This window comes from Parasedimentitalea denitrificans (assembly GCF_011813015.1).
Taxonomy (GTDB): Bacteria; Pseudomonadota; Alphaproteobacteria; order Rhodobacterales; family Rhodobacteraceae; genus Parasedimentitalea; species Parasedimentitalea denitrificans.
This window is the reverse complement of the sequence record NZ_QHLQ01000015.1, coordinates 1-23356: the sequence shown is the minus strand read 5'-3', so window position 1 is coordinate 23356 and position 23356 is coordinate 1. Positions and strand designations below refer to the sequence as shown.

Annotated in this window: 20 protein-coding genes, 1 tRNA gene and 1 pseudogene; 12 read left to right on the top strand and 10 right to left on the bottom strand. The window is 53.9% G+C overall.

Going from position 1 to position 23356, the window contains the following annotated elements; genetic code table 11:
* The first annotated feature begins 25 nt into the window (after positions 1 to 25).
* The 3 genes from DL239_RS14620 to DL239_RS14610 are packed head-to-tail and all read left to right on the top strand — an operon-like array spanning position 26 to position 3685.
* Positions 26 to 1552, top strand: coding sequence for a sugar ABC transporter ATP-binding protein (locus tag DL239_RS14620; protein ID WP_369410574.1), 1527 nt, complete (start codon positions 26 to 28; stop codon positions 1550 to 1552).
* Positions 1542 to 2600, top strand: a complete 1059-nt coding sequence (locus DL239_RS14615; protein ID WP_167684845.1) for an ABC transporter permease — start codon at positions 1542 to 1544, stop codon at positions 2598 to 2600. Before DL239_RS14620 ends, DL239_RS14615 begins: the two co-directional genes overlap by 11 nt.
* Before the next feature lie 35 nt (positions 2601 to 2635).
* On the top strand, positions 2636 to 3685 hold the full coding sequence (locus DL239_RS14610; RefSeq protein ID WP_167684844.1) for a substrate-binding domain-containing protein: 1050 nt from the start codon (positions 2636 to 2638) through the stop codon (positions 3683 to 3685).
* 84 nt (positions 3686 to 3769) lie between these two features.
* Here the strand turns inward: DL239_RS14610 and DL239_RS14605 are convergent, their stop codons facing one another.
* The 5 genes from DL239_RS14605 to DL239_RS14585 form a co-directional block, all read right to left on the bottom strand.
* A complete protein-coding gene (locus DL239_RS14605) occupies positions 3770 to 4567 on the bottom strand; it encodes a TIGR03084 family metal-binding protein (protein ID WP_167684843.1) in 798 nt (265 codons plus the stop codon).
* A gap of 155 nt (positions 4568 to 4722) precedes the next feature.
* Positions 4723 to 5505: a dimethylarginine dimethylaminohydrolase family protein gene (locus DL239_RS14600; RefSeq protein WP_167684842.1), complete on the bottom strand. Its 783-nt coding sequence runs from the start codon at positions 5503 to 5505 to the stop codon at positions 4723 to 4725.
* A gap of 15 nt (positions 5506 to 5520) precedes the next feature.
* Positions 5521 to 7119: a 5-guanidino-2-oxopentanoate decarboxylase gene (locus DL239_RS14595; RefSeq protein WP_167684841.1), complete on the bottom strand. Its 1599-nt coding sequence runs from the start codon at positions 7117 to 7119 to the stop codon at positions 5521 to 5523.
* Positions 7116 to 8303, bottom strand: a complete 1188-nt coding sequence (locus DL239_RS14590; protein WP_167684840.1) for a pyridoxal phosphate-dependent aminotransferase — start codon at positions 8301 to 8303, stop codon at positions 7116 to 7118. Before DL239_RS14590 ends, DL239_RS14595 begins: the two co-directional genes overlap by 4 nt.
* Positions 8300 to 8947: a TetR/AcrR family transcriptional regulator gene (locus DL239_RS14585; protein ID WP_167684839.1), complete on the bottom strand. Its 648-nt coding sequence runs from the start codon at positions 8945 to 8947 to the stop codon at positions 8300 to 8302. The genes DL239_RS14590 and DL239_RS14585 overlap by 4 nt, the downstream gene beginning before the upstream one ends.
* A 91-nt stretch (positions 8948 to 9038) precedes the next feature.
* On the opposite strand from DL239_RS14585, the gene DL239_RS14580 reads away from it, so the two are divergent.
* From DL239_RS14580 to DL239_RS14565, 4 genes are read left to right on the top strand one after another with little or no spacing between them, the layout of a single operon-like run.
* On the top strand, positions 9039 to 9836 hold the full coding sequence (locus DL239_RS14580; RefSeq protein ID WP_167684838.1) for an ABC transporter ATP-binding protein: 798 nt from the start codon (positions 9039 to 9041) through the stop codon (positions 9834 to 9836).
* A gap of 43 nt (positions 9837 to 9879) precedes the next feature.
* Positions 9880 to 10650, top strand: coding sequence for a transporter substrate-binding domain-containing protein (locus DL239_RS14575; RefSeq protein WP_167684837.1), 771 nt, complete (start codon positions 9880 to 9882; stop codon positions 10648 to 10650).
* A gap of 9 nt (positions 10651 to 10659) precedes the next feature.
* A complete protein-coding gene (locus DL239_RS14570; RefSeq protein WP_167684836.1) occupies positions 10660 to 11412 on the top strand; it encodes an ABC transporter permease in 753 nt (250 codons plus the stop codon).
* Positions 11409 to 12179, top strand: a complete 771-nt coding sequence (locus tag DL239_RS14565) for an ABC transporter permease (RefSeq protein WP_167684835.1) — start codon at positions 11409 to 11411, stop codon at positions 12177 to 12179. The genes DL239_RS14570 and DL239_RS14565 overlap by 4 nt, the downstream gene beginning before the upstream one ends.
* Positions 12180 to 12234: 55 nt before the next feature.
* Here DL239_RS14565 and DL239_RS14560 read toward each other — a convergent pair whose 3' ends face one another.
* The 3 genes from DL239_RS14560 to DL239_RS14550 are packed head-to-tail and all read right to left on the bottom strand — an operon-like array spanning position 12235 to position 16206.
* The gene (locus DL239_RS14560; protein ID WP_167684834.1) at positions 12235 to 13014 is read right to left on the bottom strand and encodes a carnitinyl-CoA dehydratase; all 780 of its coding nucleotides are present in this window, start codon (positions 13012 to 13014) and stop codon (positions 12235 to 12237) included.
* A gap of 4 nt (positions 13015 to 13018) precedes the next feature.
* Positions 13019 to 15034 carry an acetate--CoA ligase family protein gene (locus DL239_RS14555; protein ID WP_167684833.1) on the bottom strand — a complete coding sequence of 672 codons (2016 nt, stop codon included), beginning with the start codon at positions 15032 to 15034 and terminating at the stop codon, positions 13019 to 13021.
* A gap of 11 nt (positions 15035 to 15045) precedes the next feature.
* Positions 15046 to 16206, bottom strand: coding sequence for an acyl-CoA dehydrogenase family protein (locus DL239_RS14550; RefSeq protein WP_167684832.1), 1161 nt, complete (start codon positions 16204 to 16206; stop codon positions 15046 to 15048).
* An 82-nt stretch (positions 16207 to 16288) separates the two neighbouring features.
* Here DL239_RS14550 and DL239_RS14545 point away from each other — a divergent pair, with 82 nt between their 5' ends.
* Positions 16289 to 17239: a GlxA family transcriptional regulator gene (locus DL239_RS14545; protein ID WP_167684831.1), complete on the top strand. Its 951-nt coding sequence runs from the start codon at positions 16289 to 16291 to the stop codon at positions 17237 to 17239.
* A gap of 47 nt (positions 17240 to 17286) precedes the next feature.
* Here the strand turns inward: DL239_RS14545 and DL239_RS14540 are convergent, their stop codons facing one another.
* On the bottom strand, positions 17287 to 18132 hold the full coding sequence (locus DL239_RS14540; RefSeq protein ID WP_167684830.1) for a flagellin N-terminal helical domain-containing protein: 846 nt from the start codon (positions 18130 to 18132) through the stop codon (positions 17287 to 17289).
* Positions 18133 to 18835: 703 nt separating this feature from the next.
* On the opposite strand from DL239_RS14540, the gene DL239_RS14535 reads away from it, so the two are divergent.
* Positions 18836 to 18911, top strand: a tRNA-Val gene (locus DL239_RS14535).
* A 244-nt stretch (positions 18912 to 19155) separates the two neighbouring features.
* Here DL239_RS14535 and rpsU read toward each other — a convergent pair.
* The gene (rpsU, locus tag DL239_RS14530; RefSeq protein ID WP_040700433.1) at positions 19156 to 19356 is read right to left on the bottom strand and encodes a 30S ribosomal protein S21; all 201 of its coding nucleotides are present in this window, start codon (positions 19354 to 19356) and stop codon (positions 19156 to 19158) included.
* A 410-nt stretch (positions 19357 to 19766) separates the two neighbouring features.
* Between rpsU and DL239_RS14525 the strand changes: the two genes are divergently transcribed.
* The 3 genes and pseudogenes from DL239_RS14525 to DL239_RS14515 form a co-directional block, all read left to right on the top strand.
* Positions 19767 to 21554 (top strand): ATP-binding protein, encoded by a 1788-nt coding sequence (locus DL239_RS14525; protein WP_167684829.1) that lies wholly within the window; start codon positions 19767 to 19769, stop codon positions 21552 to 21554.
* Between the two features lie 195 nt (positions 21555 to 21749).
* Positions 21750 to 22352 carry an acyl-homoserine-lactone synthase gene (locus DL239_RS14520; RefSeq protein ID WP_167684828.1) on the top strand — a complete coding sequence of 201 codons (603 nt, stop codon included), beginning with the start codon at positions 21750 to 21752 and terminating at the stop codon, positions 22350 to 22352.
* A gap of 460 nt (positions 22353 to 22812) precedes the next feature.
* A pseudogene (locus tag DL239_RS14515) lies at positions 22813 to 23356 on the top strand (transposase); the annotation flags it as partial.

Genomic DNA, 23356 nt, shown 5'->3' with positions numbered 1-23356 from the left:
GCTTCCGTATCAGGGAGGGAAACCGGTGCGGAATGATGCTGTGAAACTGGCGGGGATCACCAAGGTGTTTGGTGCCAACGATGTCTTGCGGGGTGTTGATCTAGTGCTGAACCCTGGTGAGATCACCGTTCTGATGGGGGCCAATGGGGCTGGGAAATCAACACTGGTAAAAATCCTATGTGGAGTTCACACAGCGAACGCTGGCACGATCACTTTGGGTGGCGAGCCGTTCAGTCCATCCAGCCCGTCTGAAGCTATTCGTGCAGGTGTGGTAACGGTTCATCAAAGTATTAATGACGGCGTTATTCCTGACTTGGACATCGCCTCAAACCTGATGCTTGACCATTTGACAGCACCGGGAAGTGGCTTTTTCCTAAATAAACGAAAGCATCGCGCTGAGGCGCGTAAAATAGCCGCTGCCATGGAGTTGAACGTTGACGTGACACAAACGGTTAGCGAACTGGGCTTGGCAGACCGGCAATTGGTAGCCATTGCCCGGGCCATGGCCCATAAGCCCAAGCTTCTTATTCTTGACGAGCCAACGTCGTCGTTGTCCGCTGTTGAGGCCCAGAGACTGTTCAGGTTGCTAGACCGTTTGCGCGACGCCGGTGCGGCCATTCTTTATATTTCACATCGCATGTCTGATATTCGCCGCATTGCCGACCGTATCGTTAGTATGCGCGACGGAATAATCTCGGGTGTGTTCGAGACAGCTCCACTGGATTATGAGGGCGCTGTAAAAGCCATGCTAGGGCATGCCATGACGGATGTGGATGTTCACATCCCGGAGGCTGGCGCGCCAGTTATACGACTGAGTGATATCTCTCTGCGCCCCGGATCCAAACCCTTCTCGCTTGACCTGCATGCAAATGAGGTCGTGGCTATTACCGGCCTTGTAGGAAGCGGAAAGACGGATTTTGCCAATATATTGTTCGGTTTAGGACAGCCAATAACCGGCAGCATGAGCCTGCATGGAAAACCGTATCACCCCATCACGCAGCGGCAGGCCATCAATGCAGGCGTTTTTTTGTGCCCCAAGGATCGGGCCAGCAACGCGGTGGTGCAGGATTTTGATATTTCCCGGAACATCACCATACCGTTTCTTGATAGGCACTCTGCCTTTTCCTTTCTGAACCGCCGAAGCGAGCGGACTAAGGCGCAGTGCACAATTACTGATCTGGGAATTGTGTGCCAGAGCGACGGGGATGAGATTGGTAGCCTGTCAGGTGGCAACCAGCAAAAAGTCATGGTGGGGCGCTGGCTATCCGAAGCCTCAAACCTTCTGGTGCTGGACGAGCCTTTTCAAGGCGTTGACATCAAAGCCCGCCGCGATATTGGCCACAAAATTCGAGAGACCGCCGATACCCGCGCCACTGTCGTTTTAGTGGCTGAAATGGACGAGGCACTGGAAATTTCTGACCGAATTATTGTGATGGCCGATCATACAATTGTTGGAGATCACCGAAACGACAATGTTGATCTGGCGCGCGTGCTGACTCAGGTCGCTGGGCAACAAAGTGAAACAACGGACAAGACAGAACATGCAATCTGAAACCTCAAACGACACGCTGTCCGACACCGCGCTACACGTGAAACCCAAACTAACAGTGACTGAATTTGCAATCCGGTACGGCTTTATTGCGCTGACCCTTGGGTTAGTTCTGTTCTTCAGTATTTTTGCCGAAGGCTTTATGGGGCCCTATAGCGCGGTGTTCATTTTCCAGTCAGTGGCAATCACCGGCATTCTGGCCCTTGGTGTGACCGTGACACTGGTGGTTGATGGTTTCGATCTTTCCATCGGTTCGGTGGCGACCACTTCTCTGATGTTGTCATCTTATGTTTTGGTCGTCTGGGAATTAAGCGCCGTAACTGCGGTTGGGATGTGTCTCGCCATGGGCGCTGTAGTTGGGCTGATCAACGGGCTCCTCATCGTGAAAATGCGGGTGCCTGACCTCTTGGCAACCTTGGGTATGATGTTCCTACTGGTAGGCCTTCAACGAATTCCCACCCAGGGGCGCTCAATCGCTACAGGTATGACCTTGCCGGACGGGCGTGTGGCCGAGGGAACCTTTTCAAAGGCATTTCTGGCGCTTGGTCGACACCGGTTCGACTTCTTCATCGACAACCTCATACCTGTCTCTGTGATTATATTGCTGGTCGTTGGTCTGTTGGTATGGGGATTCATGGAGCTGACCCGGCATGGACGTGTCATGTACGCCATTGGCTCGAACCAACGCGCCGCAAGCCTGGCTGGGGCCAATGTCAATCGGTACAAGGTTCTTGCCTATATGATATCGGGTGTGCTGGCCTCTGTTGGTGGCATATTGCTGGCGGCCCGATTGGGGCGTGGGGATATCGCTTCGGGCAACAATCTGTTGCTGGATTCAGTTGCGGCCGCGCTCATCGGGTTCGCGGTTCTGGGCGCAGCAAAGCCCAACGCATTTGGCACCATCATCGGCGCTTTGTTCATCGGCATTCTTCTGCAAGGGCTGACGATGATGAACGCCCCTTACTACACCCAAGATTTCGTCAAGGGCGCGGTTTTAGTCGTAGCACTTGTCTTCACCTTCGCTTTGTCAAAACGCGGAGGGGCTCATTAGGGCCACTAACAAAAATATCAAAAGGGAGAATGGAAATGGACTTTTCACGTCGAGTATTCATGAAACTGGCGAGCAGTGCGGTGGCACTCGCCGCAGGGTTTTCACCGGCACTTGCGGCAGACATGCCAGCGCCGTTTGATAACGCTGGCGACGTTAAAATCGCCTTGGTGCGTTACCTTTCTACTGGTGATTTCTTTCAGGCCTATTTGTCAGGCGTCGAGAGCCAGGCCGCAGCTATTGGTGTAGACCTTCGTATTTTCGACAGCCGTCAGGATGCCGCTCTTCAGGCTGACATGGTAGATCAAGCAATCGCCTTGGGAGTCGATGGGATTATCGTGCAGCACGGCCTGACTGAGTCTATGCAAGACGCTGTTCAGCGGGCACTGGATGCTGGCATTAAAGTCGTGGCATTTGACGTTAATGTCGAAAACCCAGCGGTGCCACAGGTCGAACAGTCAGACCGGGATCTGGCCCGCTTAGCGTTGGAACAGGCGGTCATCGATAATGGTGAAGCCTGGAAGGCTGGGTATGTTTATGTACCTGGTATCGCGCCACTGGACCGTCGCGACGAAACCTGGAAGATCTTTCGCGAGAAATACGCAGGCATTGACGAAGCCGCTGTTTTTGGCACGCTGGACAATCCGATCGCGAACTCTGTAGCTAACCAGGCGCGCTCGGTATTGCAGGCCAACCCGGATATCACCGTGATGTTCGCGCCCTATGATGAATTCGCCAAGGGCGTCAAAATTGCAGTCGACGAAGCTGGTATGAGCGAACAGATCAAAATTTACTCGGCAGATGTGTCCACGGCTGACATTTCGGCAATGTTGGAAGACAACAGTGCTTGGGCAGCGACCGCAGCAACCAACCCTGCAGTGGTTGGTGAAGTCTCTGTACGTACACTTGCCATGCTGTTGGCAGGCGAAGAGGTTGCTCACAACGTGATTGTACCACCGACATTGATCACTCAGGAAATGCTGATGACGGGTGATATCAAAAACATGGCAGACCTTTCGGCCAAACTGCCTCAGTTCGCCCATGCGGATGTGTCGGTTCCTGACTGGATGCCGCTGCCTGCACGTTAAGTTGAGCTATCAAGTCTAATAGATAAGGGGCGCAAGATAAAACCTGCGCCCTTTTTTATGGCCTGTACCGATGATGTGGCTAGGCTAGGTTGCCTTGTAACGTTGCCCTTTGGCAGGTGGCGAAATCGGTGGACCAGCAAAGCACTGAGCGTTTTCCATCCAGCAGCGTGCTGTATCACCGGTTACACTCAGCGAAGTATCGGCAATGTTACGGGTCTGAGTAACAACTTGGGCAAACTCGACAGCCTGACCGCGCACAACGTTGTCATCTTGCGGTTCGTTCCAATGCCAAACAGCACCCGACGGCCCAGTTAATTCTAAGTATGGGGCAGGGGCGGGAACCTCTTCTTTGCGATTAAGGAAGGTCCAGCCAAACGTAGCGTTACCGAGATGGGCAATGTTGCGGATGCGGTCCTGTTCTTGGCGGTCAAGACCCAGCAGATCAAATACCGCTTGGCCATGGGCCCAAGTCTCCATTTGTCGGGCGGTGATAGAGCTGAGGGTACTCATGTCCGGCCCGATCCATTTTACCCGTTCTTTTGGATCGGCCAGAGCAAAGGCGTCAGCGCATTCGTCGGCACCTTTGCGCCAGGCCTTAAACAAGTCCGGCCCAGTCAGTCCGTTTAACCAGGGAAATTGGCATTCCAAAATGGACTTGCCCATTTGCATGTCTGTAACAACAGGATCAATGAACTCCGCAAAGGCTTCTGGCCCCTTGATCGAAGTTAGTGCAGCCACATTGAACAGGTGCAGATGACCCAAGACATGGTCGATGGTCCAGTCTTTAAACAGGGTCGGCTGGTGAAACACGGACACTGGCAGGTCCTCAAGAATATTGGCCAGAGCTGAGCTCTCTGCTCGAAAATCTTCTGCCTGCTGCATCTGTCTTGCTCCTGTTTTGCACGACATTTCCAGAAAAAACGGTGACAGGCAATGTTACATCTGCGGACTGCTGTTTTTGGACGTCCGCCATAAGATCAGCCCTTAGACCAACGGTTATAACATTGGACCAAGGGCTGGCAGAATAGCACTAAGGCTTAGAACCTTAGGGACAGACAGGACATCCCACCGTCAAGCTTGGCGCACTCAGTGTTGTCGATTTCTACGACCTCAAACCCGGCTTTGTCCAGTATTTCAGCGGTCCGAGGGAAACCGGCAGCCATCAGCACCAAGTTGTTAAAGCGGATCGCATTGGCGGCGGCTTCCTCTCCCTCAGCAACGTGTAGCACCCTGTATCCTTCAAAACATCCCGAGGCATTCAGACGTTTGGTGGATAGAATGGTTTCTCCATCCATCAGCGAACAATCGGTTTTGAAATGCAGCACACCAGGTGGTGTGAAGACTTCACGCAGACTGTGGCCCCATTCGGCGGTGATTTCGGCCAGTTCGGCAACGCCTGCCGCATCTGTTCGGTCTGATCGACCAACTAGAATTTCCCGTGCTGTGACCAGGATGTCGCCGCCTTCGATGTGGCCTGGCCCCTTAATCTGGCGGACATCGGAGTATAGGCTTCGCACAGTTGTCGCCATTTCGGCGACTTCGCCGACGCGGGATGGGGCACCGGGGTGCATCATGATCGCGCCCTGTGGCAGGCACAGGGTAGTGTCTTCGACAAACACTGCATCTGGAAACCCTTCTAACGGTTCCAACTCAGTTACTTCGGCCCCAGTGCTTTTTAGTGCTGCCACATAGGCAGTGTGGGCCTGTTGCATCCGGTCCAGATCCGGGGTGCCGATGTCTTTGGCACGCAGCCCATCGACAATGCAGGCAGAGGGGCGCCGGGTGATCGCGCGGCTGAACTCAAATGTAGGATTACTCATTGCAGTCTCATCAGTTTAGGAGGGCCGAAAAGCCGGTGCCTCAATTTCAATCATACTAGGCCCTGGCATACGGGCAGTGGCGGCCAATGCATCTGCTACGGCAGTTGGATCGGCAGTGCAGTGTTGATGGGGAATGCCAAAGGACTTTGCCGTGGATTCGAAATCCGGTGGGGTTGGATCACAGCCCACCACAGTGACGCCAACATCTTGCATAGATGATGCGATTTCGTGGTAGCCTTGGTTGTTCCAGATAACGAATGTGATGGGCAGGTTTTCATCCACAGCCGCCATGATCTCGGGCAGGCTAAACTGGGCGCCACCATCGCCGGTGATGCAGATGACCCGTGTACCTGGTTCTGCAATCGAGGCGCCGATAGCAGCTGGGATACCATAACCCAATGCGCCGTACCCAGTGGCCGCATTGAACCAGCCGTGCGGGCGGTCGGAGTCGTAGTACAGGTTACCGGCATAGATTGGCTGTGTTGAATCGCCGACCAAGATCGCGCTGGGAACTGCGTCCCGCATCGCATCAAGTATCCGCACCTGAGCCTGATATTCAGTGCTGAGCGCCTCAAAGGCCATGCTCCGTGCCTGCGCGGCCCGGTCAGCACCTGCACCGGAGGGTTGAGCTTTGTGGCGAATATCTCGGATTAATTCCGTCAGTTTGGTCTTCGCGTCGCCGAGTAAACTGATCTTAGTGTCATGACGCCCCAACTGTTGTTCGCAGCGATCGATCCGGATCAGGTTGCGCATCTGAGCCATAGCTCCGGTGGCATACATGTCGTAGTCGGTTGGACCCAATTCTGTGCCAACGGCCAGCACCACGTCTGCACTCTCGATAAGATCACGAACGGCCGCAAGGCTAGGGCTGGCTGGAACTCCCAGAGGGTGATCGAACATTACCCCGCGCGCATTTACTGTCTGCACCACGGGGGCATCCAGTTTCTCGGCCAGTTCGCGTAGCGCAGCCGCACCAATAACCGCGCCACCGCCGGCTAAAATAACCGGGTCCTGAGCCTTTTCTAGTAACTGCACGGCCTGCGTGATTGTTTCGGCATCGTCGTCGGCTGGCTCCATTGGGGCGAAGTTTTCAGCAGGGGCTGCATATTCCTGACCAGCCACGTCTAGCGGTATTTCGATATGGGTTGGCCCGGGTCTGCCCGTAGAAAACGGCCCGAAAGCCTTATCGAGTGAAGAGGCAAGCTGGTTTGTTGTGCGAACCTGCTCGGACACCAGTGCCACTGTCGACATCAACTTGTGTTGATCTGGGAGCTCATGCAAATGGCCCAACCCCTTACCCAAGGACGCAACACTGTTCACCCCGGATACAACCAGCATTGGAACACTGTCAGCCCGAGCCTGTGCCATAGGGGTCAGCGTATTGGTCAAGCCAGGGCCAGTTATGACAAAAGCGACGCCGGGTTTGCCGGACACTCGTGCATATCCGTCCGCCATAAAACCGGCACCCTGTTCGTGGCGAGGTGTCACATGTCGAATACCCGAAGTCGCGAGCCCGCGATACAGTTCGACTGTGTGGACGCCGGGAATGCCAAACACTGTCTCGACGCCGCGTTCAGCCAGTTGCGCAACCAGCGCCTCTCCGACTGTGGTCATGCGACATTCCTTTGCAAAGAGTTGGCATGTGTGACGATACGCTCGATAGCCCGGTCAAAATCGGAATCGTCAATCGTTAGGGCGACGCGTACCCAATCTGACATCGTGGCCCCAAAAGAGGTTCCCGGCATCACTGCAACACCACCGTTTTCCAGCAGGTTTTCGGCATAGGCCTGTCCATCCAGTCCGGTGCTTGCAACATTGATCATTGCGAACATTCCGGCCTCGGGCTGGTGAACCGTCAAGCTGGTCTCTTGCGATAGCCGATCATGCAGTTTGACAGCACGGGCCGCGTATCGTGTCCGCATGCCCTCGGCTACCGGAGAGCCCTCGCGTACGGCTTGTTCGGTCATGTCTGCGATAAAGGGTTGATTGCCAAACAGCATGGTTTCCGAAACCGGCAGCAGCGTGTCACAAAACTCTGTTGAGGCCACACACCAACCACTGCGGAACCCCGGAGCAGCGTGGGATTTTGAGATTGACGACACGGCAATCACTCGATCTGCAAAGGCCGAATTGGCCAGCGGCGACACAAAGGTAGAGCCGTCAAACACCAACTGCTCATAGACCTCGTCTGATATGATCCAAAGATCGTGTTTGACCGCCAGCACACCAATTTCCTCGATATCGGTTGCGGTCAGGATTGCCCCTGTCGGGTTATGCGGAGAGGTCAGTAGGATAGCTCGGCTGCGCGGAGTTATCCGTTTTTCCAGATCGGCCGCTTGCATGCGAAACCCATGTTCGGGACGCAGCGGCACCGGGATCATGTTGGCGCCCGAGGCTCGAACCACGCCCTCATAGGTGGCATACATCGGATCGCCGACCAAAACTTCGTCTCCGGCTTCGGCAACGCCCATCATTACAGTGAACAATGCAGTCTGTGTCCCTGGAAAGCACAGGAAGTTGTCTGGCTTGAAATCTCGGCCGATGGTGGCTGTGTAGCGTTCAGCCAAAGCCGTGCGTAGGTTGTTCTCGCCGCGTCCGTCTGAATACCCGGTACGTCCATCCCTCATCGAGGAAACAGCGGTGTCCATCAGTGTAGCCGGTGCTGGAACATCCGGTTCACCAATAGTCATCTCGACGATGTCTGCGCCAGCAGCGATCATATCCCGCGCCTTTAGATGCAATTCCCATTTTGCGCCGCCCAAACCATCCAATCGACTGGTGATTGCAGTTGTTTTCATGGCTGTTCCGCCTTTTGTTCCAGGTTTAGTCCAATAATTGCGCCAACAGATTCCAACCCAATGCCCGGCAGTTCATCCGGTGCAAAGGCGTCCGGCAGTGCGCCACCTTCCATCCATAACCCGTCAATCACGCCGTTGCAGGCAGTTGCCAGATGGCGCAGGCGAGCGGGTGATGCCACCTGTCCTGCTTCCTCAAGGGCAGCGCGAATAAGGTCTTGCAGCTGGTCGCGAAAGTAAGCGTAGGTGCGCTCGTGAGTGGCCATCATCTGAGCATCCTGCTGCACTTTGTTCAGGAAGCTGGCCCACAAAGCGACAGAGCGGGGATCAGCTACCGGTGGCCGCAATGATGCATTGACCAGAGCCGCCAATTGATCCCGCGCTGAGCTGTCAACTGCAGCTGCGAGCGAAAATGTCTGATCCGTCATTGTGGTCATGTGGTGTTCATAGGCCGCGATGATCAGATCCTCTTTGGACGTGAAGTAGTGCCGGATTAAACCTTGGGTCACGTCCGCCCGTTTTGCGATGGCCCGCACCGTTGCTCCGCGTACGCCCATTTCAGCCACAAGAGAAAGCGTCGCCTCGATTAGCGCCTCTTTGCGCTGTTCGGGACTCTCGCGTTTGAATTTGCGGCGTTCGTCACTCACAGGGTTTCCTCTCGCGGCGTCAGTAATTATACACTTGCATAATTACGAAGCTTCAGCCTTACTACAAGCACAAATGTTAGGAAGCCGGAAAATGCCGACAGCTGCATCTGCAGACCCGTTACCTGTGTCCGATACGCGGGCTGAAGCCATTCAAGTTGAGGATTTGCATAAATCCTTTGGCACCCTCGAGGTGCTAAAAGGCGTGTCGCTGAACGCTAAAAAGGGTGATGTGGTTGCAATTATCGGCGGCTCAGGGTCTGGCAAGTCGACAATGCTACGATGTATTAATTTTCTTGAGACCCCGTCCTCGGGCAAGATTGTTATTGACGGTGAAGAGGTCGAAATGAACGCCGATGGCAGCCCGGCCAACAGGCGGCAGATCGAGCGTATCCGCACCCGGCTCGCGATGGTGTTCCAGCAATTCAACCTTTGGACGCACCGGACATTGCTGGAGAACGTGATTGAGGTGCCGGTACATGTACTCAAAGTGCCGCGAGCCAAGGCTATCGCACGCGCAAAGGAGTTGCTGGAGCGCGTAGGGCTAAGTGATAAAGCCGATGCGTTTCCGGCATTTATGTCGGGTGGACAGCAACAGCGCGCTGCCATTGCCCGGGCCCTGGCTGTTGATCCCAACGTCATGTTGTTCGACGAGCCTACATCGGCGCTGGATCCAGAGCTTGTGGGAGAAGTGTTGACGGTGATCCGCGACCTAGCCGCGGAAGGCCGAACCATGCTGTTGGTTACCCACGAGATGAAATTTGCACGCGAGGTGGCAAACCACGTCGTTTATCTGTTCGAAGGCCGCATCGAAGAGCAGGGCCCACCTGCCGAGGTTTTCGGCAACCCACAGTCGGCACGGCTGAAACAGTTCCTCAGCTCGGTCGCCTAACCAATCCAAAAGACTCAATAGATGACATTTCAGGGAGAACGTCATGAAACTGAAGACCATACTTGCTGCCACAGTTGCTGCGGCCACACTTGTCGCCGGTGCTGCGACTGCCGAACAGGTCAAGATCGGCATTGCTGCCGAAGCCTATCCGCCGTTTGCGTCGGTTGATTCTTCTGGCACTTGGGTTGGCTGGGAAATTGAAGTCATCGATGCCGTTTGCGCGGCGGCCAAACTGGATTGTGTGATTACCCCGGTAGCTTGGGATGGCATCATCCCGTCGCTAACAGGGCAGCAAATCGACGCCATCATGGCCTCGATGTCGATTACCGAGGAACGTTCAAAAACCATCGACTTCTCGAATGCGTATTACAACACACCAGCTGTGATCGTTGCTGATAAGTCCATGAACATCGAGCCAACACCAGAATCGCTGGCGGGCAAAATTATCGGCATTCAGGCATCGACCATCCACCAGGCCTATGCGCAGGCGTACTTCAAGGACTCTGAAATTCGAGTGTACCAGACGCAGGACGAAGCCAACCAGGACCTGTATGCTGGACGTATTGACGCTACGCAGGCTGATAGCATCGCCATGGCCGATTTTGTCGGTTCCGACACAGGTTCTTGCTGTGAAATAAAAGGCGCAGTGGCAAATGACGAGGCTATCCTCGGCAAAGGTGTAGGCGCAGGCACCCGTCAAGGGGATGAGGCACTGCAAGCTGCATTGAACGCTGGTATTGCAGCCATTCTGGCTGATGGCACGCACGAAAAGATCACAGCGCGCTACTTTAACGCCAGCATCTACAGCGAATAAGGTCAGACCTTGGAGCTGACCCTCGAAACGCTCGGCCTCGCTGAGAGCGCACAGTTGTTGTCGCTCTCTGCTCCGGGGTGGGGGGCCAATCTGCTACGCGGCTTGGCAAACTCATTAAAGATAGCATTCGGAGCTTTTGGCTTTGGAGTTTTGATCGGGCTTTTCGGGGCCTATGGAAAACTATATGGCGGGCCGGTCATTCGCGACCTGCTGGCCATATACACTACGGTGATCAGGGCAGTGCCTGAACTGGTTCTAATCCTGATCCTGTACTATGTCGGCACAGATCTTATCAATAAGGCGGCTGGCGCGATGGGCTACGGCCGGATTGAGATTAGTGGTGTTGTGGCCGGTATTTGGGTGCTGGGCATTGTGCAGGGCGCTTATTCAACCGAAGTACTGCGCGGCGCGATCAAAGCTGTGCCCCCGGGTCAGATCGAGGCCGCACGTGCCTTTGGTATGCCACCGATAATGATCATGTGGCGCGTCACTATTCCCGCAATGATGTCCTTTGCCACGCCGGGGCTGGCGAACCTGTGGCTGATCGCCACCAAGGACACAGCGCTATTGGCTATCGTCGGATTTTCGGAACTAACACTTGAAACCCGTCAGGCGGCCAGCAGCACCCGGGCTTATTTCACCTTCTTCTTGGCCGCTGGCGGATTGTACTTGATGGTAACTCTTTGTTCTGGCGTGGTGTTTGGCTGGATAGAAAAGTGGGCTCGCCGGGGCCAGCCTTCGCTAAGGGGGGGCAGGGGATGATCACGTTCAAATCTTTTCTACAGCCCCATCGTATTGTGATGATGGCGCTGTTTGGGGCGGTGGTCCTGTGGTGTGCGCTGTCTCTGCGTTGGGACTGGCTTCCGAAATACGCGCCATTGGCGTTGGAAGGCTTATGGACCACGATTTGGATTATGGTGGTGACAACAGTTCTGGGGTTTGTACTTGCTGTGCCGATTGGATTGGCTCAAGCGATTGGACCTTGGTACCTGGCAATGCCTGCACGCGTATTCTGTACAATCATTCGCGGTACGCCGCTGTTGCTGCAAATATGGCTGCTTTACTATGGTCTCGGGTCGCTATTCCCGCAATTCCCATGGATACGAGGCAGTGAATTGTGGCCCTATCTGCGTCAGGCTTGGCCCTACGCGGTGCTGGCATTGACCCTGTCTTATGCAGGATACGAAGGCGAGGTAATGCGCGGAGCTTTTTCCGGTGTGGTAAAGGGCCAGCTAGAGGCCGCTAAATCATTTGGAATGCGCCGATTCACAATGTTTCGACGGATCTGGCTGCCGCAGGCCATTCGCAACGTGCTGCCGACCTTGGGCGGCGAAACCATTCTGCAGTTGAAGGCAACACCATTGGTAGCGACTATAACTGTGATCGACATTTATGCTGTGTCGTCGCGGGTCCGATCGGACACATTTATTGTCTATGAGCCGCTTTTGTTGCTGGCGGTGGTTTACATGGTCATCGCCGGTCTTATCACACTGGCATTCCGCCGGTTTGAAAATATGGTTCCACGGTAACCTGCAAACATAAAAGTGGCCTCGATCTGCGCGAGGCCACTTTGTGTGGTTGTGATTATTTCCCAGTCCAAACCGGATCACGCTTTTCCGCAAAGGCGCGAGCGCCCTCTAACTGATCATCCGAACGATAAAGTGTATCAACCGTGGCCAATTGGCTTTTGGTGATACGGTTCATGGCATCCTGAAATTTGCTGTCTTCGGCATCACGGACAATTTCCTTGATTGCGGCGTAGACCAACGGCGGACCACTGGCCAATAGGTGGGCAAGATCCCACGCTCGGGTCATCAATTGATCGGCAGCAACAATCTCGTTCACCAGGCCCCAACGATGGGCGTCGTCCACATCAAACCAACGCCCGGTCAGCAGCAGTTCCATCGCGATGTGATAGGGAATGCGTTTGGGCAATTTGATACTGGCAGCATCTGCGACGGTGCCTGAACGTATTTCCGGCAGGGCAAATGATGCGTGATCAGCAGCCAGGATAATGTCTGCGGACAGAGCCAGTTCCAACCCGCCCCCACAGGCAATGCCATTCACAGCGGCAATCACCGGCTTGTTCATGTCGCGCAGTTCCTGCAAACCGCCAAAACCGCCGACACCATAGTCGCCATCAACTGCATCACCATCAGCTGCGGCTTTTAGATCCCAACCGGGGCAAAAGAACTTTTCCCCACCGCCGGTAATGATAGCCACCCGCAGTTCAGGATCATCACGAAAATCGCGAAACACCTCGCCCATGACTTGGCTGGTTGCCAGATCAATCGCGTTGGCTTTGGGCCGGTCCAGCGTGACCTCTAGAATGGCGCCGTCGCGTTTGGTTTTTATCGGAGACATGTCGTCAGGCCTTTCGAATAAGGGCGTCAACTGCCACGGCCCGTTCAGGCGCGCAGAGTAAGGGGTTAATTTCAACTTCGCTAACTGTTTCGGCATTAGCAAGAACGTAGGATTGAACACTCAGAACAGCCTCAACAATCGCAGCAGTATTGGCGGCGGGTTTTCCCCGATAGCCGGATAGCAGCGGCGCGCATTTCAGTGTGTTCAAGGCGGCTTTGATGTCCTGGGCCTGAACTGGCAGCAACATTGATATGGTGTCGCGTAGCATTTCGGTCAACACCCCCCCAGCGCCCAGTGTCAGAACATACCCGTGTGCCGCATCGCGGGTAACGCCCACCAACAGTTCGGCGACGGAGCTTGTGATCATCTCTTCGATCAGTATTTCGTCGGTGCCAATTCTTGTGGCGACGTCGTTGACGTCCTTGGGCGTTACACCCAGATGAACCGCTGCATGCTCTGATTTGTGCGCCAAGCCGACGCCCTTGATGGCAAAGGGAGGGCGCAGTTCGGTGACGGCAGTGGTTATTGCTGCGAGCCCTTTGACTGAGCGGTTCTGTGGGACTTGAACCCCGTGATCCGCCAGTGCCTGTTTTGACTGTGCCTCGGTCAACGTCTGGGTTGGCGGGGCGGTTCCCGGCAGACACACCGGGTCTGGGTAAGGAGCACCCAGGTTAGCTGCCGCTTCGGTTGCTGCCAGCGCCTCACGCAGGCCCAGAAATGGCACGACGCCGCCTGCCATCAATTCAGAAGCAACATCAGTTGGCATAAGTTCAGGCAGCGACGACACAACGGAAAACCGTGATTGGGTCTCGGCACGCACGGCGAGTGCTGCTTGGGTGGCACAGACCCAGTCCGCCGCGTTGGTTGTAGGGTAATCCACGATCGAGAACGTCATTGCGATGTCATCGCCTGTCATACCGGACCAGGCTTGCGCCATCGCGTGTTGATCGCGCCAGATATAGGTGTGGTAGTCCAGTGGGTTGCTCAGAGCCACCATGGGACCAAGCGCACTGCGCAATTTTGAATGTTGCCGTTCTGTCAGTGGGGGGAAGTTCAACGTGGTCTCAACCGCCATATCCGCGATCAGGCTGGCTTCGCCTCCAGAACAGCTAATGGAGGCGATATTGCCGTTGGGCAACGGGCCATTGCAGTGCAGCAGTTTTAGTGTTTCCAGCAGGTCGGGCAGGGCACCTAGCCGGGGAATACCCAACCGATCAAGAAAAGCCTGCGCCCCAGCATCACTGCCGGCCAGCGAAGCGGTATGCGAAACCGTGGCCTGTTGCGCCTGCTCGGATGTGCCGACTTTGAGAGCGACTAGCGGTACGCCTTTGTCATGCGCCTTGGCGGCCAGCGCTTCCCAATCACGCAGATTTCCAAACCCTTCAATATGCAGACCAATGGCTGTGACACGAGGATCATCCAGCAGGGCCGAGGCAATCTGTGCCTGTGAGGTCTGCGCCATGTTCCCGCAGGTCACCACATAGGCGACCGGCAGAGCGCGCTTCTGCATCGTCAGATTGATTGCAATGTTCGAGCTTTGCGTCAGGATCGCGACACCTCGGTCCACCCTTTCGCAGCCATGCTGATCCGGCCACAACAGGGCCCCATCCAAGACATTGATGAAGCCATAGCAATTGGGACCTAGGATCGGCATATTACCTGCGGCCGCGACCAGTTGCGCCTGTAGGTCATCACCGGCTGCATCCTCGGCCACAGACTCGGAAAAACCGGAGGCAAAGCAGACCGCACCACCAGACCCCATTTTGGCTAGCCCGCCAACAAGCTCGATTGTGGCGTGGCGATTGACGCCAATGAAGACTGCGTCGGGTGCACTGGGCAGATCTGCCAGGCTTGGGTAAGTCTGACACCCTGCAATTTCATCAGCCTTGGGATGAACCGGCCAGATGTCACCGACATAGCCCATGGCCTGAGATTGTTTGACCACCTGTTCGCACCAGGCCCCACCACCAATGACGGCAATGGTCTTTGGCTGGAACAAGCGGCTAAGCGTTTTGGTCATGGTCAGGAACCCTACGCGCCAAGTGGGCGCAACAGATCGCGGGAAATGATGTGGCGCTGAATTTCCGAAGTGCCGTCCCAGATCCGCTCAACGCGGGCATCGCGCCAAAACCGTTCGATTGGGAAGTCATCCATCAGGCCCATACCGCCAAAAATTTGCAATGTAGTGTCGGTGACCCGGGCCAGTGTTTCTGATGCATAGAGCTTGGCTGAGGCAATCTCGCGGTTGGAGGGCAGCCCCTGATCCAGACGCCAGGCGGCGGCTAGTGTTAGCCAATCGGCGGCGTCGATTTCAGTGATCATATCCGCGATTTGAAAGCCAATGCCCTGAAATTTGCCAATCGGTTGGCCGAACTGTTTGCGCTCGGCGGCGTAATTCAGTGCATAGTCAAAACAGCGACGCGCCCGACCGACCGAAAAGGCCGCGACAGTTATACGGGTGGCATAAAGCCATTCGTTCATCACAGCAAAGCCGCCGTCAACCTCGCCCAGCACCTGCGCATCCGGCAGGCGGCAGTCGTCAAATGTCAGGATACAATTCTTGTATCCCTTGTGGCTGACCGAGTTGTAGCCATCGCGCACCTCGAACCCCGGTGTGCCGCGATCCACAAGGAAAGTGGTGATCCGCTTCTTCGGGCCCTTAGGTGTTTCATCAACACCCGTGGCAATGAACACGATAAAGAAATCGGCGTGTTCTGCGCCGGAAATGAAGTGTTTGGAGCCGTTGATGACCCAATCGCCACCGTCACGTACCGCCTGACACTTCATGCCGCGCACATCCGAACCTGCATCTGGCTCGGTCATTGCCAGCGCATCCATCCGTTCACCGCGCACCGCAGGCAGCAAATAGCGCTCTCGCTGTTCTTCGTTACAGGCCATCAGGATATTCTGCGGGCGGCCAAAGAAATGGGTCAGTGCCATAGAACCGCGGCCCAGCTCGCGTTCGACCAGGGTGAAGTCAACGTGGCTCAGCCCCGCGCCGCCAACTTCTTCGGGGAAGTTGCAGGCGTAAAATCCCAGATCGATGCATTTTTGTTTGATCGCCTCTCCTAGCTCATGAGGCACCTGACCAGTGCGCTCGACCTCGGCCTCATGCGGATAGATTTCCTTCTCCACGAAACTACGAACAGTCGAGACAATCATCTCTTGCTCTTCGGACAGGCCAAAATTCATTTCTCAGGTTCCTCTGCAGTCGTGTTTCCCAAGATGAAATAACGGCTTGCTCGAGGCTGACGTGCAGAGTTAGATGCATACCATGCAGAGTTCCCCCAAAATTGATGCTGAAACACAGAATTTTGATATTCTGCTTTTTGACAACTTCTCAAATCACTGCCTTGCAAACACCGTCGAGCCCCTGCGAGCTGCAAATACATTGTCGCGCGCGCCTTTGTATCGTTGGCGGTTCCTAACCATGGACGGCGCAGCCGTTGCCAGTTCCAGTGGCATGCAAGTGGCCCCGCATGGACCATTAAGCGAAGGGCAGGGGACAGCCCTCATGATCATGCCATCCTACGGATTTCGGGGACTTGGAGGTTGGGACATCACCCGAGGCCTTAGAGCTGCTGCCAGCCGGTATACTTATCTGGCCGGTCTCGACACAGGCAGTTGGTTGTTGGCTAGTGCCGGATTATTAGATGGCTACCGCGCCACAATCCACTGGGAAGAGCTCGTCGGTTTTGCCGAGGCTTTTCCCAATGTAGATGCACAGCGTGAGCGGTTTGTGATTGATCGGGACCGGATAACCTGCTCGGGCGCGATGGCCGCGTTTGATTTGATCATGCACTTGATTAGTGAAACGCACGACCCGTTGTTGTCAGTAGCGGTTGCGCAATTGTTTATGACACGAGACTCTGCGCGGTCCCATTCGTCGTTCTCGCGGACCACCGGTAGAACAGTCGACCGAGCCATTTCAGTTATGCAGGAACACCTTGAACACCCACTGACAGTCAGAGACATCGCCCAGCAGGTTGGATGCACCCAAAGAACTCTGGAACAGCGAATGCGGGTGGAAATGAATGCGACGCCACAAGCCGTCTATCGGCGGCTTCGGTTGATTTTGGTTCGAAAACTGGTGAGTGATACAGACCTGAAAGTGACGGAAATTGCGGCCCGATGTGGCTATGAAAATGCAAGCGCAATGACCCGAGCCTTTAAAGCGGAATATGGTCAAACACCACGCCAGTTGCGTAGCCAAAGTCACGCATAATCCTGTGGTGATATTGGGCCGGATGAAAACCCGGCCCAACGCTTATATTAAGTAAGTGTCAGCAAACTATTCGGCGAGGCATTCGCAATCGTGAGCGATAGACTACCGAGTTGTTGTTGAACGTTAAGCGCAGCTAGTTTGGCCGAGGCTTGCTCCATGTTGGTGTCGGTCATCGCGCTGATGCCCATCTTCATGCTGTCAGCCATTCTGCCGACAAAATCATTCTGATCCGCAATCTGAGTGGCACTGGCGCCAAGCGCGGCTGCACCCTCAATCGCAAATCGCAGGAACCCTTCAATTTCACCTAGCGCCGTTTGGGCGCTGGCCTGGTCAGTGATTGCAGTGCGATTGTTGATGTCGAAACTGGCGCTTCCTTCAAAATCCACACTGTCGACCGAAATGGTTTCCAGATTAGGTGTTCCTGAGCCCTGACGATCAAGTGATGCGGCAACTGTCAGTGAACTGGTACCGGTTCCGTCAATGTCTGTCTTTAGCAGGTTCACACCGTTGAATTGAGTCGAAGAGATGATTGAATTCAGCTGTTCTGTCTTGTGCGCCATTTGCGCTTCTACTTTGCTGTAATCAACGGATCCACTGCTGGCCAAGACTGTGAGCTGCTTCATATCTTGCAGTACTTCAGTCATCCGTTCTGCGCCAACAGCGGCCACAGATGCGGTCGCCTCGCCCAGTGAAAGAGAACCGGACACGGCAGACAGTCCAGCGACATCGACGTCCATGACCTGAGAAATTGCCCACAATGCCGCGTTATCTTTGGCGGTGTTTACCTCTTTACCGGTAGCGACGTCTTCCTGGACGGTCTCTCTTTGCTCGACGGTACCCCCAAGCATCTGCAGCGCGACCATTGCACCTGAGTTGGTATTTATACTTGTCATATTGGGTTGCCCTTATCTTGAGAAATCAGTGCAACATGCAAATTCATCACGATTGCGGTGATGAACCGATAGCCATTCTGGCAAAGCATTGAGCACATACCTTACGTTCCCAAGCGAATACTCAAGCCCGGGATTGCGTTAAGTTTTGGTCAATGAATGCAGCGCTGGGGCGGTCTAAATGTGGCAAAAACCTGTCGAAAGATCCGGAATTTTAATAGATTTTTTTGATCCGGCATGCTCAAAGTTCACACGCTAATGGTATGTCGAAGAAGAGGTTTCCAATAATTTCAACCGCTTGCGGGGCGTGGTGTCTAACGTGACCTGAATGCGGGTGGTGATCTCGGCGTATCATAGGGCGGCATTTATGAACCCATTTACGATCCAAAGTTGCCCAAAATCTGAAGATTTAGTGAAGCAGGATGCCATAGGAGTGCTTAACGGATCGTGCAGACGTTTTGCTCTTGCCGTGCCGGGGTACAGCTAGTGCCCCAGTGCAAAGTTGAGATGAAGTTCGGCTGGACACCCCATTCCTCTAGTATTGAGAAAATATAGCCCCGGACTGAATTCGAAGCTAAAACCGACCGTCATGACGTTGGTTTCGCCCAAGTGTTACAGGGGGCCATTGGCTGGAAATGAAATAACTGAAAAAAAATGTTTTGAGCTCTTGCGTCGGCCGCGCGCATTGTCTAAATCCGGCCTCAACGGGTCGTTAGCTCAGTTGGTAGAGCGCTTCGTTTACACCGAAGATGTCGGGAGTTCGAGCCTCTCACGACCCACCATCCAACCAATTGAAGTTGAACAGAGTTCTCGTTGCATCTATGGGTGCGTGACGTAGTTCATTTCGGAACTCTTACGTATGTTCCAGATTTTCAAGAGTTCCGTAAGATCCTTCGATTTGTGCAGTTGTCTAGCTGATAGTTGAAATGTGTTTCTCGTTAAGATCAGGGCAGGGGCCCACAAAATGAAACCCCCGCTACCATTAGGCAACGGGGGCTCTGTTTTTCTACCGACGAGTAAATAAATTTACCCTTCGCGTTCCAGCTTCTTACGTGCCAATTTACGGGCACGACGGATCGCTTCGGCTTTTTGACGCGCATTTTTCTCAGACGGTTTTTCGAAATGTTGCTTAAGCTTCATTTCACGAAAAACGCCTTCCTTCTGGAGCTTCTTCTTAAGAACCCGAAGGGCCTGATCAACATTGTTGTCGCGAACACTAACCTGCATGTGGTTTTCACCACCTTTCTAGTCTGATGTTGCAAGGATTTGCAGGAATTTGCCTCATAGCAATCATGCTACGGTTTGTACAGAGAAAGATTTAGGTGTTTGCCCGCAGGCAAAAGTATGGGTCGTCAATTCCCTTTAGTTACTTGCTACGACCAACAGATCTTGATTGCGATCTTCAAGTGGCAGCAATGTTTGTCAAAAACTAACAACCAATACTAAACTAAAATATGTGAAAAATTAGATGTACTCCCCGCTATCCAACGCAGTCGGACATGCCCACTGGTCATTTTTAGGCCGCAATTTCAATGGAGAAGGTAAGTCGCCTGTATTGAAAGGTGATGAGTGGTTACCTTCTGCGCGCGTTCGCTTAAAAAGGGAACGACGTGATAGTTGCTGCAAGGAAGATGTGCATGTCTGATTTACCGCCAAACCTCACAAACTCTGTGGCTGCACAGAATGTGCTGGTCCGTGCGGATCTTCCTTATCGTTTCGCATCGATTACGCTCGTAGCGATCCTATCGCTTTACTATCTGCCGATACAGACGTTGGGGATCGTCTACCTAGCCTATGCGTTGGTCGAGATCTTAGGGATATTTGTATACAGGAATCTCAAGCAAAGCGTCACGTGGACTGGACTTATTCTCTTTACTGGCTCTGCCTTCATTGGGGTTTGGGTCTTTAATTCCATTCCATTGCTGCTTTTTATGCAGTCAGAACCATTTCCAAAACTTGCGGGGGCGATGCTGCTACTAATCGCGCTTAATCAGAGCGTAGTGGGGCGTTCTGACTGGATGATCTTTGGAATCATTACAGTGGTACCGATCATTTGTGCCGTCGGGTACATGATGGTCAGTTTTCTTTTCACATTCGCTAGCTCTATCGAGATTTTCATAGCCGTTGCGATTATGGTCATCGGAGCAGCCTATGTGGCTTATGGTATGTGGACGCTCAATCGGCTAACCAACCGGTTGCGTGAGGCCCTAAGTGAAGCCGAGGCTGGAAGCCGCGCCAAGAGCCGTTTCCTCGCCGCGATGAGCCACGAAATCCGAACGCCTCTAAATGCTATTTGCGGCATGTCGGAATTGATTGATGAGGAAGGTGCCGACCCCGAGACATTGCGAGAGCGAACTTTGTTGCTTCGACAGTCCGCGCAGGCGCTCACCGGTATCTTGGACGGTATTCTCGATCACGCCAAGGTTGAGGCTGGGCATATTGAGCTCAGCCTAGCGGCCGCCACGCCCAAGGCGGAAATCGCAAGCGCAGTAGAGGTGTTTAGGCCGTCAGCAGAAGAAAAAGGGCTTCGTCTTGACATGAGCCTTGGCGAAGGCGTTCCGAACTATGCCGAATTCGATGCATTACGGTTGCGCCAGGTGATTGGAAACCTGGTTTCGAATGCGGTAAAGTATACCGAAGCCGGGCGTGTATCAGTCGAGGTCCATTGCGAGCCGAATGGCAGTCATTCGACGCTTACCGTCGCTGTTTCTGATAGCGGCCGCGGTATGACCGATAGTCAGGTTTCCCAATTGTTCACTGAATTCTACCGTGTCGAGAGCAAGGATGCTCCAGCGGTTCCGGGTACAGGTTTAGGTCTCGCGATAGCGCGTCGATTTGCATGTATGATGGATGGCGATATCACGGTGTCATCCAGTCCCGGGCGAGGAAGCTGTTTCACGTTCACCAGTCAGATCAGAGTTCTGGAGGAGCCAAAAGTTCACTCCACTGTGACACAGTCGGCGGTTAAGGAAGCCGACAATAGCGCTGGGGATCTAGGTATAAAATCTATCCTGCTGGTAGATGATACCTCGTCAAATCGTATGGTCGTGCGCGCCTTTCTGAAAAAAAGTGATGTCGAAATCACTGAGGCTACCAATGGAGCCGAAGCCATTGCCTGCCTAGAGCGCAAACCAGTGGATGTCATTCTGTTGGATATGAAAATGCCCGTAATGGACGGGCGTGAAACCTTAGCGGAAATGGCGCGACTTGGCGGCCGGGTTGGCGCCACCCCTGTAATTATGCTCACCGCAAACGCGGCTCCGGAAGATCGGGAGCGCTATCTTGCATTGGGTGTTGCGGGCTATATGGCAAAGCCGGTTAAAAAGTCGGTGCTGCTGTCCGAAATTCGCAGGGTTGCAGGCCTCCAGGATGCTAATCTTTTGGACCAGCCTGACTTAGGTGAAAATGTCTCCATATGGACCTAAACCTACGTGATGTAGGTTCAACGGCTTAGGCCTCTTATTTGTCCGTTCATCGAACCCGCTGAAACGTAAAAACCTGACGTCAGAATGTTGAGAAATTAACTCAAAGTTTACGATGTCCTGCTCAATTTATTTCAATTTTTAGGAGAGTTCTTGAGGCTCTTCTCTCTAGGAATGAAATAACGGTCAGGCACCTGTATGCAGTCGACAGAAATCACCTTCGATAACCTTGGAGAAACGGGCACTCTCTACACAGCCCTGTTGAGAGCCCGGTTTCACCATTTCATCGAATCGCTCGGTTGGAATCTCCCAAACGTTCGCGGATTGGAATTCGATCAATATGACACGCCAGAAAGCATCTATTGCGTGATCCACGAGGACATGAAGGTCTTTGGCGGCTTCCGGGTTACGCCCACGACAGCGAGCTGCGTAAATGCAAGCTATATGTTACGCGATGCGCAGCTTGGCCTACTCCCTGATCTGCCAGCAGATATCCTAAACGTGCCAGCGCCTCAGGATCCAAGGATCTGGGAGGTGAGCAGGGTCTTTATCGATGACACCCTGAGCAGCCGTGAACGTATGCGTGTTAGGGTAGAGATGGGGCTAACTTTTGCGCGATTGGCGAAAGACTGGAAGATCAATGCATTCCTTTGCCTTACTACAGTGTCAGCTGCACTGCTCATGCGCAGGGCGGGGTTGAAAAGCACCCCGGCCGGACCTCGTTTCGAAGTCGGGGGGGAGACCTGCCAAGCGTATCACCTCACGGTTGATGTGAGAGACCTGAGAAGCCACGCCGCCTAAGGTAATGCTTTTTAGCCTATGGATTCGTCTGTGATAGTTGCTGTCGTGGGGGCAATTCAGGAATGAAATTGTAATGTGACTATAGTAGCCGAGAGGAAGAAATAGTTGCTTTTCATGGCTCCGGCGGTAGGAGGCGAACCGAGGATCAATTGAATAACAGGCGACTTCATTCTCAAACTTAAGCTATTGATATGCTGGTGTATCGCGCGTCAGACAATTTTTGTTGTGGAATTCCACTAACCTTTGCAGCTATAGAGGTGAAGTACGCTGGCATTTATCGACGTTGGCTACCGTTGGAGCCGGTGACAAATGCGGTTGCTAGTTTCTGGTTTTCTACTTTACTGCAACTGCCTTCTTTAACACTTCCCTCTCTTCGCGGAGCAGTCGGTTCACTTTGCCAAGGTGAGCCTCTCCCTTTGAAGTGGTCCGCCCCTATAGTTAGGAAAGCGGAGGACCAAGTATGGCGATCAAGAGATCCAAGCCAGACGAGATTGTCGTGAGGTTACGGCAGGTTGAAGCTCTGGTGGGTCAAGGCTTGCCCCGGATTGATGCGATCCGACAGATCAGCGTGACTGAACAAACCTATTACCGTTGGAAGAAAAAGTATGGCGGAATGGGCACAGAACAACTCAAGGAACTGAAGCGACTACAAAAAGAGAACGAGCGTCTGCGTCGTGCGGTTTCTGACCTGACATTAGATAAGTTGATCCTGAAGGAAGCCGCATCGGGAAACTTCTGAGCCCCTCGCGTAGGCGGGCCTGCATCAACCATGTTCGTAGTCAGTTCAAGGTTTCTGAACGACGGGTTTGTCGCGTTCTGGGCCAGCACCGATCCACACAACGCCGATTACCACGTGGACGCGCTGACGAAGAACGCTTGGTCGAGGATATGATCGAGCTGACGCGCCAGTTTGGTCGATATGGCTACCGTCGAGTTGCTGCCCTGTTAAGAGACGCAGGCTGGCAAGTGAATGACAAACGCATCGAACGGCTTTGGCGACGGGA

Coding starts and splice junctions, on each gene's coding strand:
- DL239_RS14600 (WP_167684842.1), bottom strand. CDS start 5,505: ATGAGTAATCCTACATTTGAGTTCAGCCGCGCGATCACCCGGCGCCCC.
- DL239_RS14525 (WP_167684829.1), top strand. CDS start 19,767: ATGTCTGATTTACCGCCAAACCTCACAAACTCTGTGGCTGCACAGAAT.
- rpsU (WP_040700433.1), bottom strand. CDS start 19,356: ATGCAGGTTAGTGTTCGCGACAACAATGTTGATCAGGCCCTTCGGGTT.
- DL239_RS14580 (WP_167684838.1), top strand. CDS start 9,039: ATGCCGACAGCTGCATCTGCAGACCCGTTACCTGTGTCCGATACGCGG.
- DL239_RS14610 (WP_167684844.1), top strand. CDS start 2,636: ATGGACTTTTCACGTCGAGTATTCATGAAACTGGCGAGCAGTGCGGTG.
- DL239_RS14605 (WP_167684843.1), bottom strand. CDS start 4,567: ATGCAGCAGGCAGAAGATTTTCGAGCAGAGAGCTCAGCTCTGGCCAAT.
- DL239_RS14590 (WP_167684840.1), bottom strand. CDS start 8,303: ATGAAAACAACTGCAATCACCAGTCGATTGGATGGTTTGGGCGGCGCA.
- DL239_RS14540 (WP_167684830.1), bottom strand. CDS start 18,132: ATGACAAGTATAAATACCAACTCAGGTGCAATGGTCGCGCTGCAGATG.
- DL239_RS14595 (WP_167684841.1), bottom strand. CDS start 7,119: ATGACCACAGTCGGAGAGGCGCTGGTTGCGCAACTGGCTGAACGCGGC.
- DL239_RS14520 (WP_167684828.1), top strand. CDS start 21,750: ATGCAGTCGACAGAAATCACCTTCGATAACCTTGGAGAAACGGGCACT.
- DL239_RS14555 (WP_167684833.1), bottom strand. CDS start 15,034: ATGACCAAAACGCTTAGCCGCTTGTTCCAGCCAAAGACCATTGCCGTC.
- DL239_RS14615 (WP_167684845.1), top strand. CDS start 1,542: ATGCAATCTGAAACCTCAAACGACACGCTGTCCGACACCGCGCTACAC.
- DL239_RS14545 (WP_167684831.1), top strand. CDS start 16,289: ATGCAGAGTTCCCCCAAAATTGATGCTGAAACACAGAATTTTGATATT.
- DL239_RS14565 (WP_167684835.1), top strand. CDS start 11,409: ATGATCACGTTCAAATCTTTTCTACAGCCCCATCGTATTGTGATGATG.
- DL239_RS14575 (WP_167684837.1), top strand. CDS start 9,880: ATGAAACTGAAGACCATACTTGCTGCCACAGTTGCTGCGGCCACACTT.
- DL239_RS14560 (WP_167684834.1), bottom strand. CDS start 13,014: ATGTCTCCGATAAAAACCAAACGCGACGGCGCCATTCTAGAGGTCACG.
- DL239_RS14550 (WP_167684832.1), bottom strand. CDS start 16,206: ATGAATTTTGGCCTGTCCGAAGAGCAAGAGATGATTGTCTCGACTGTT.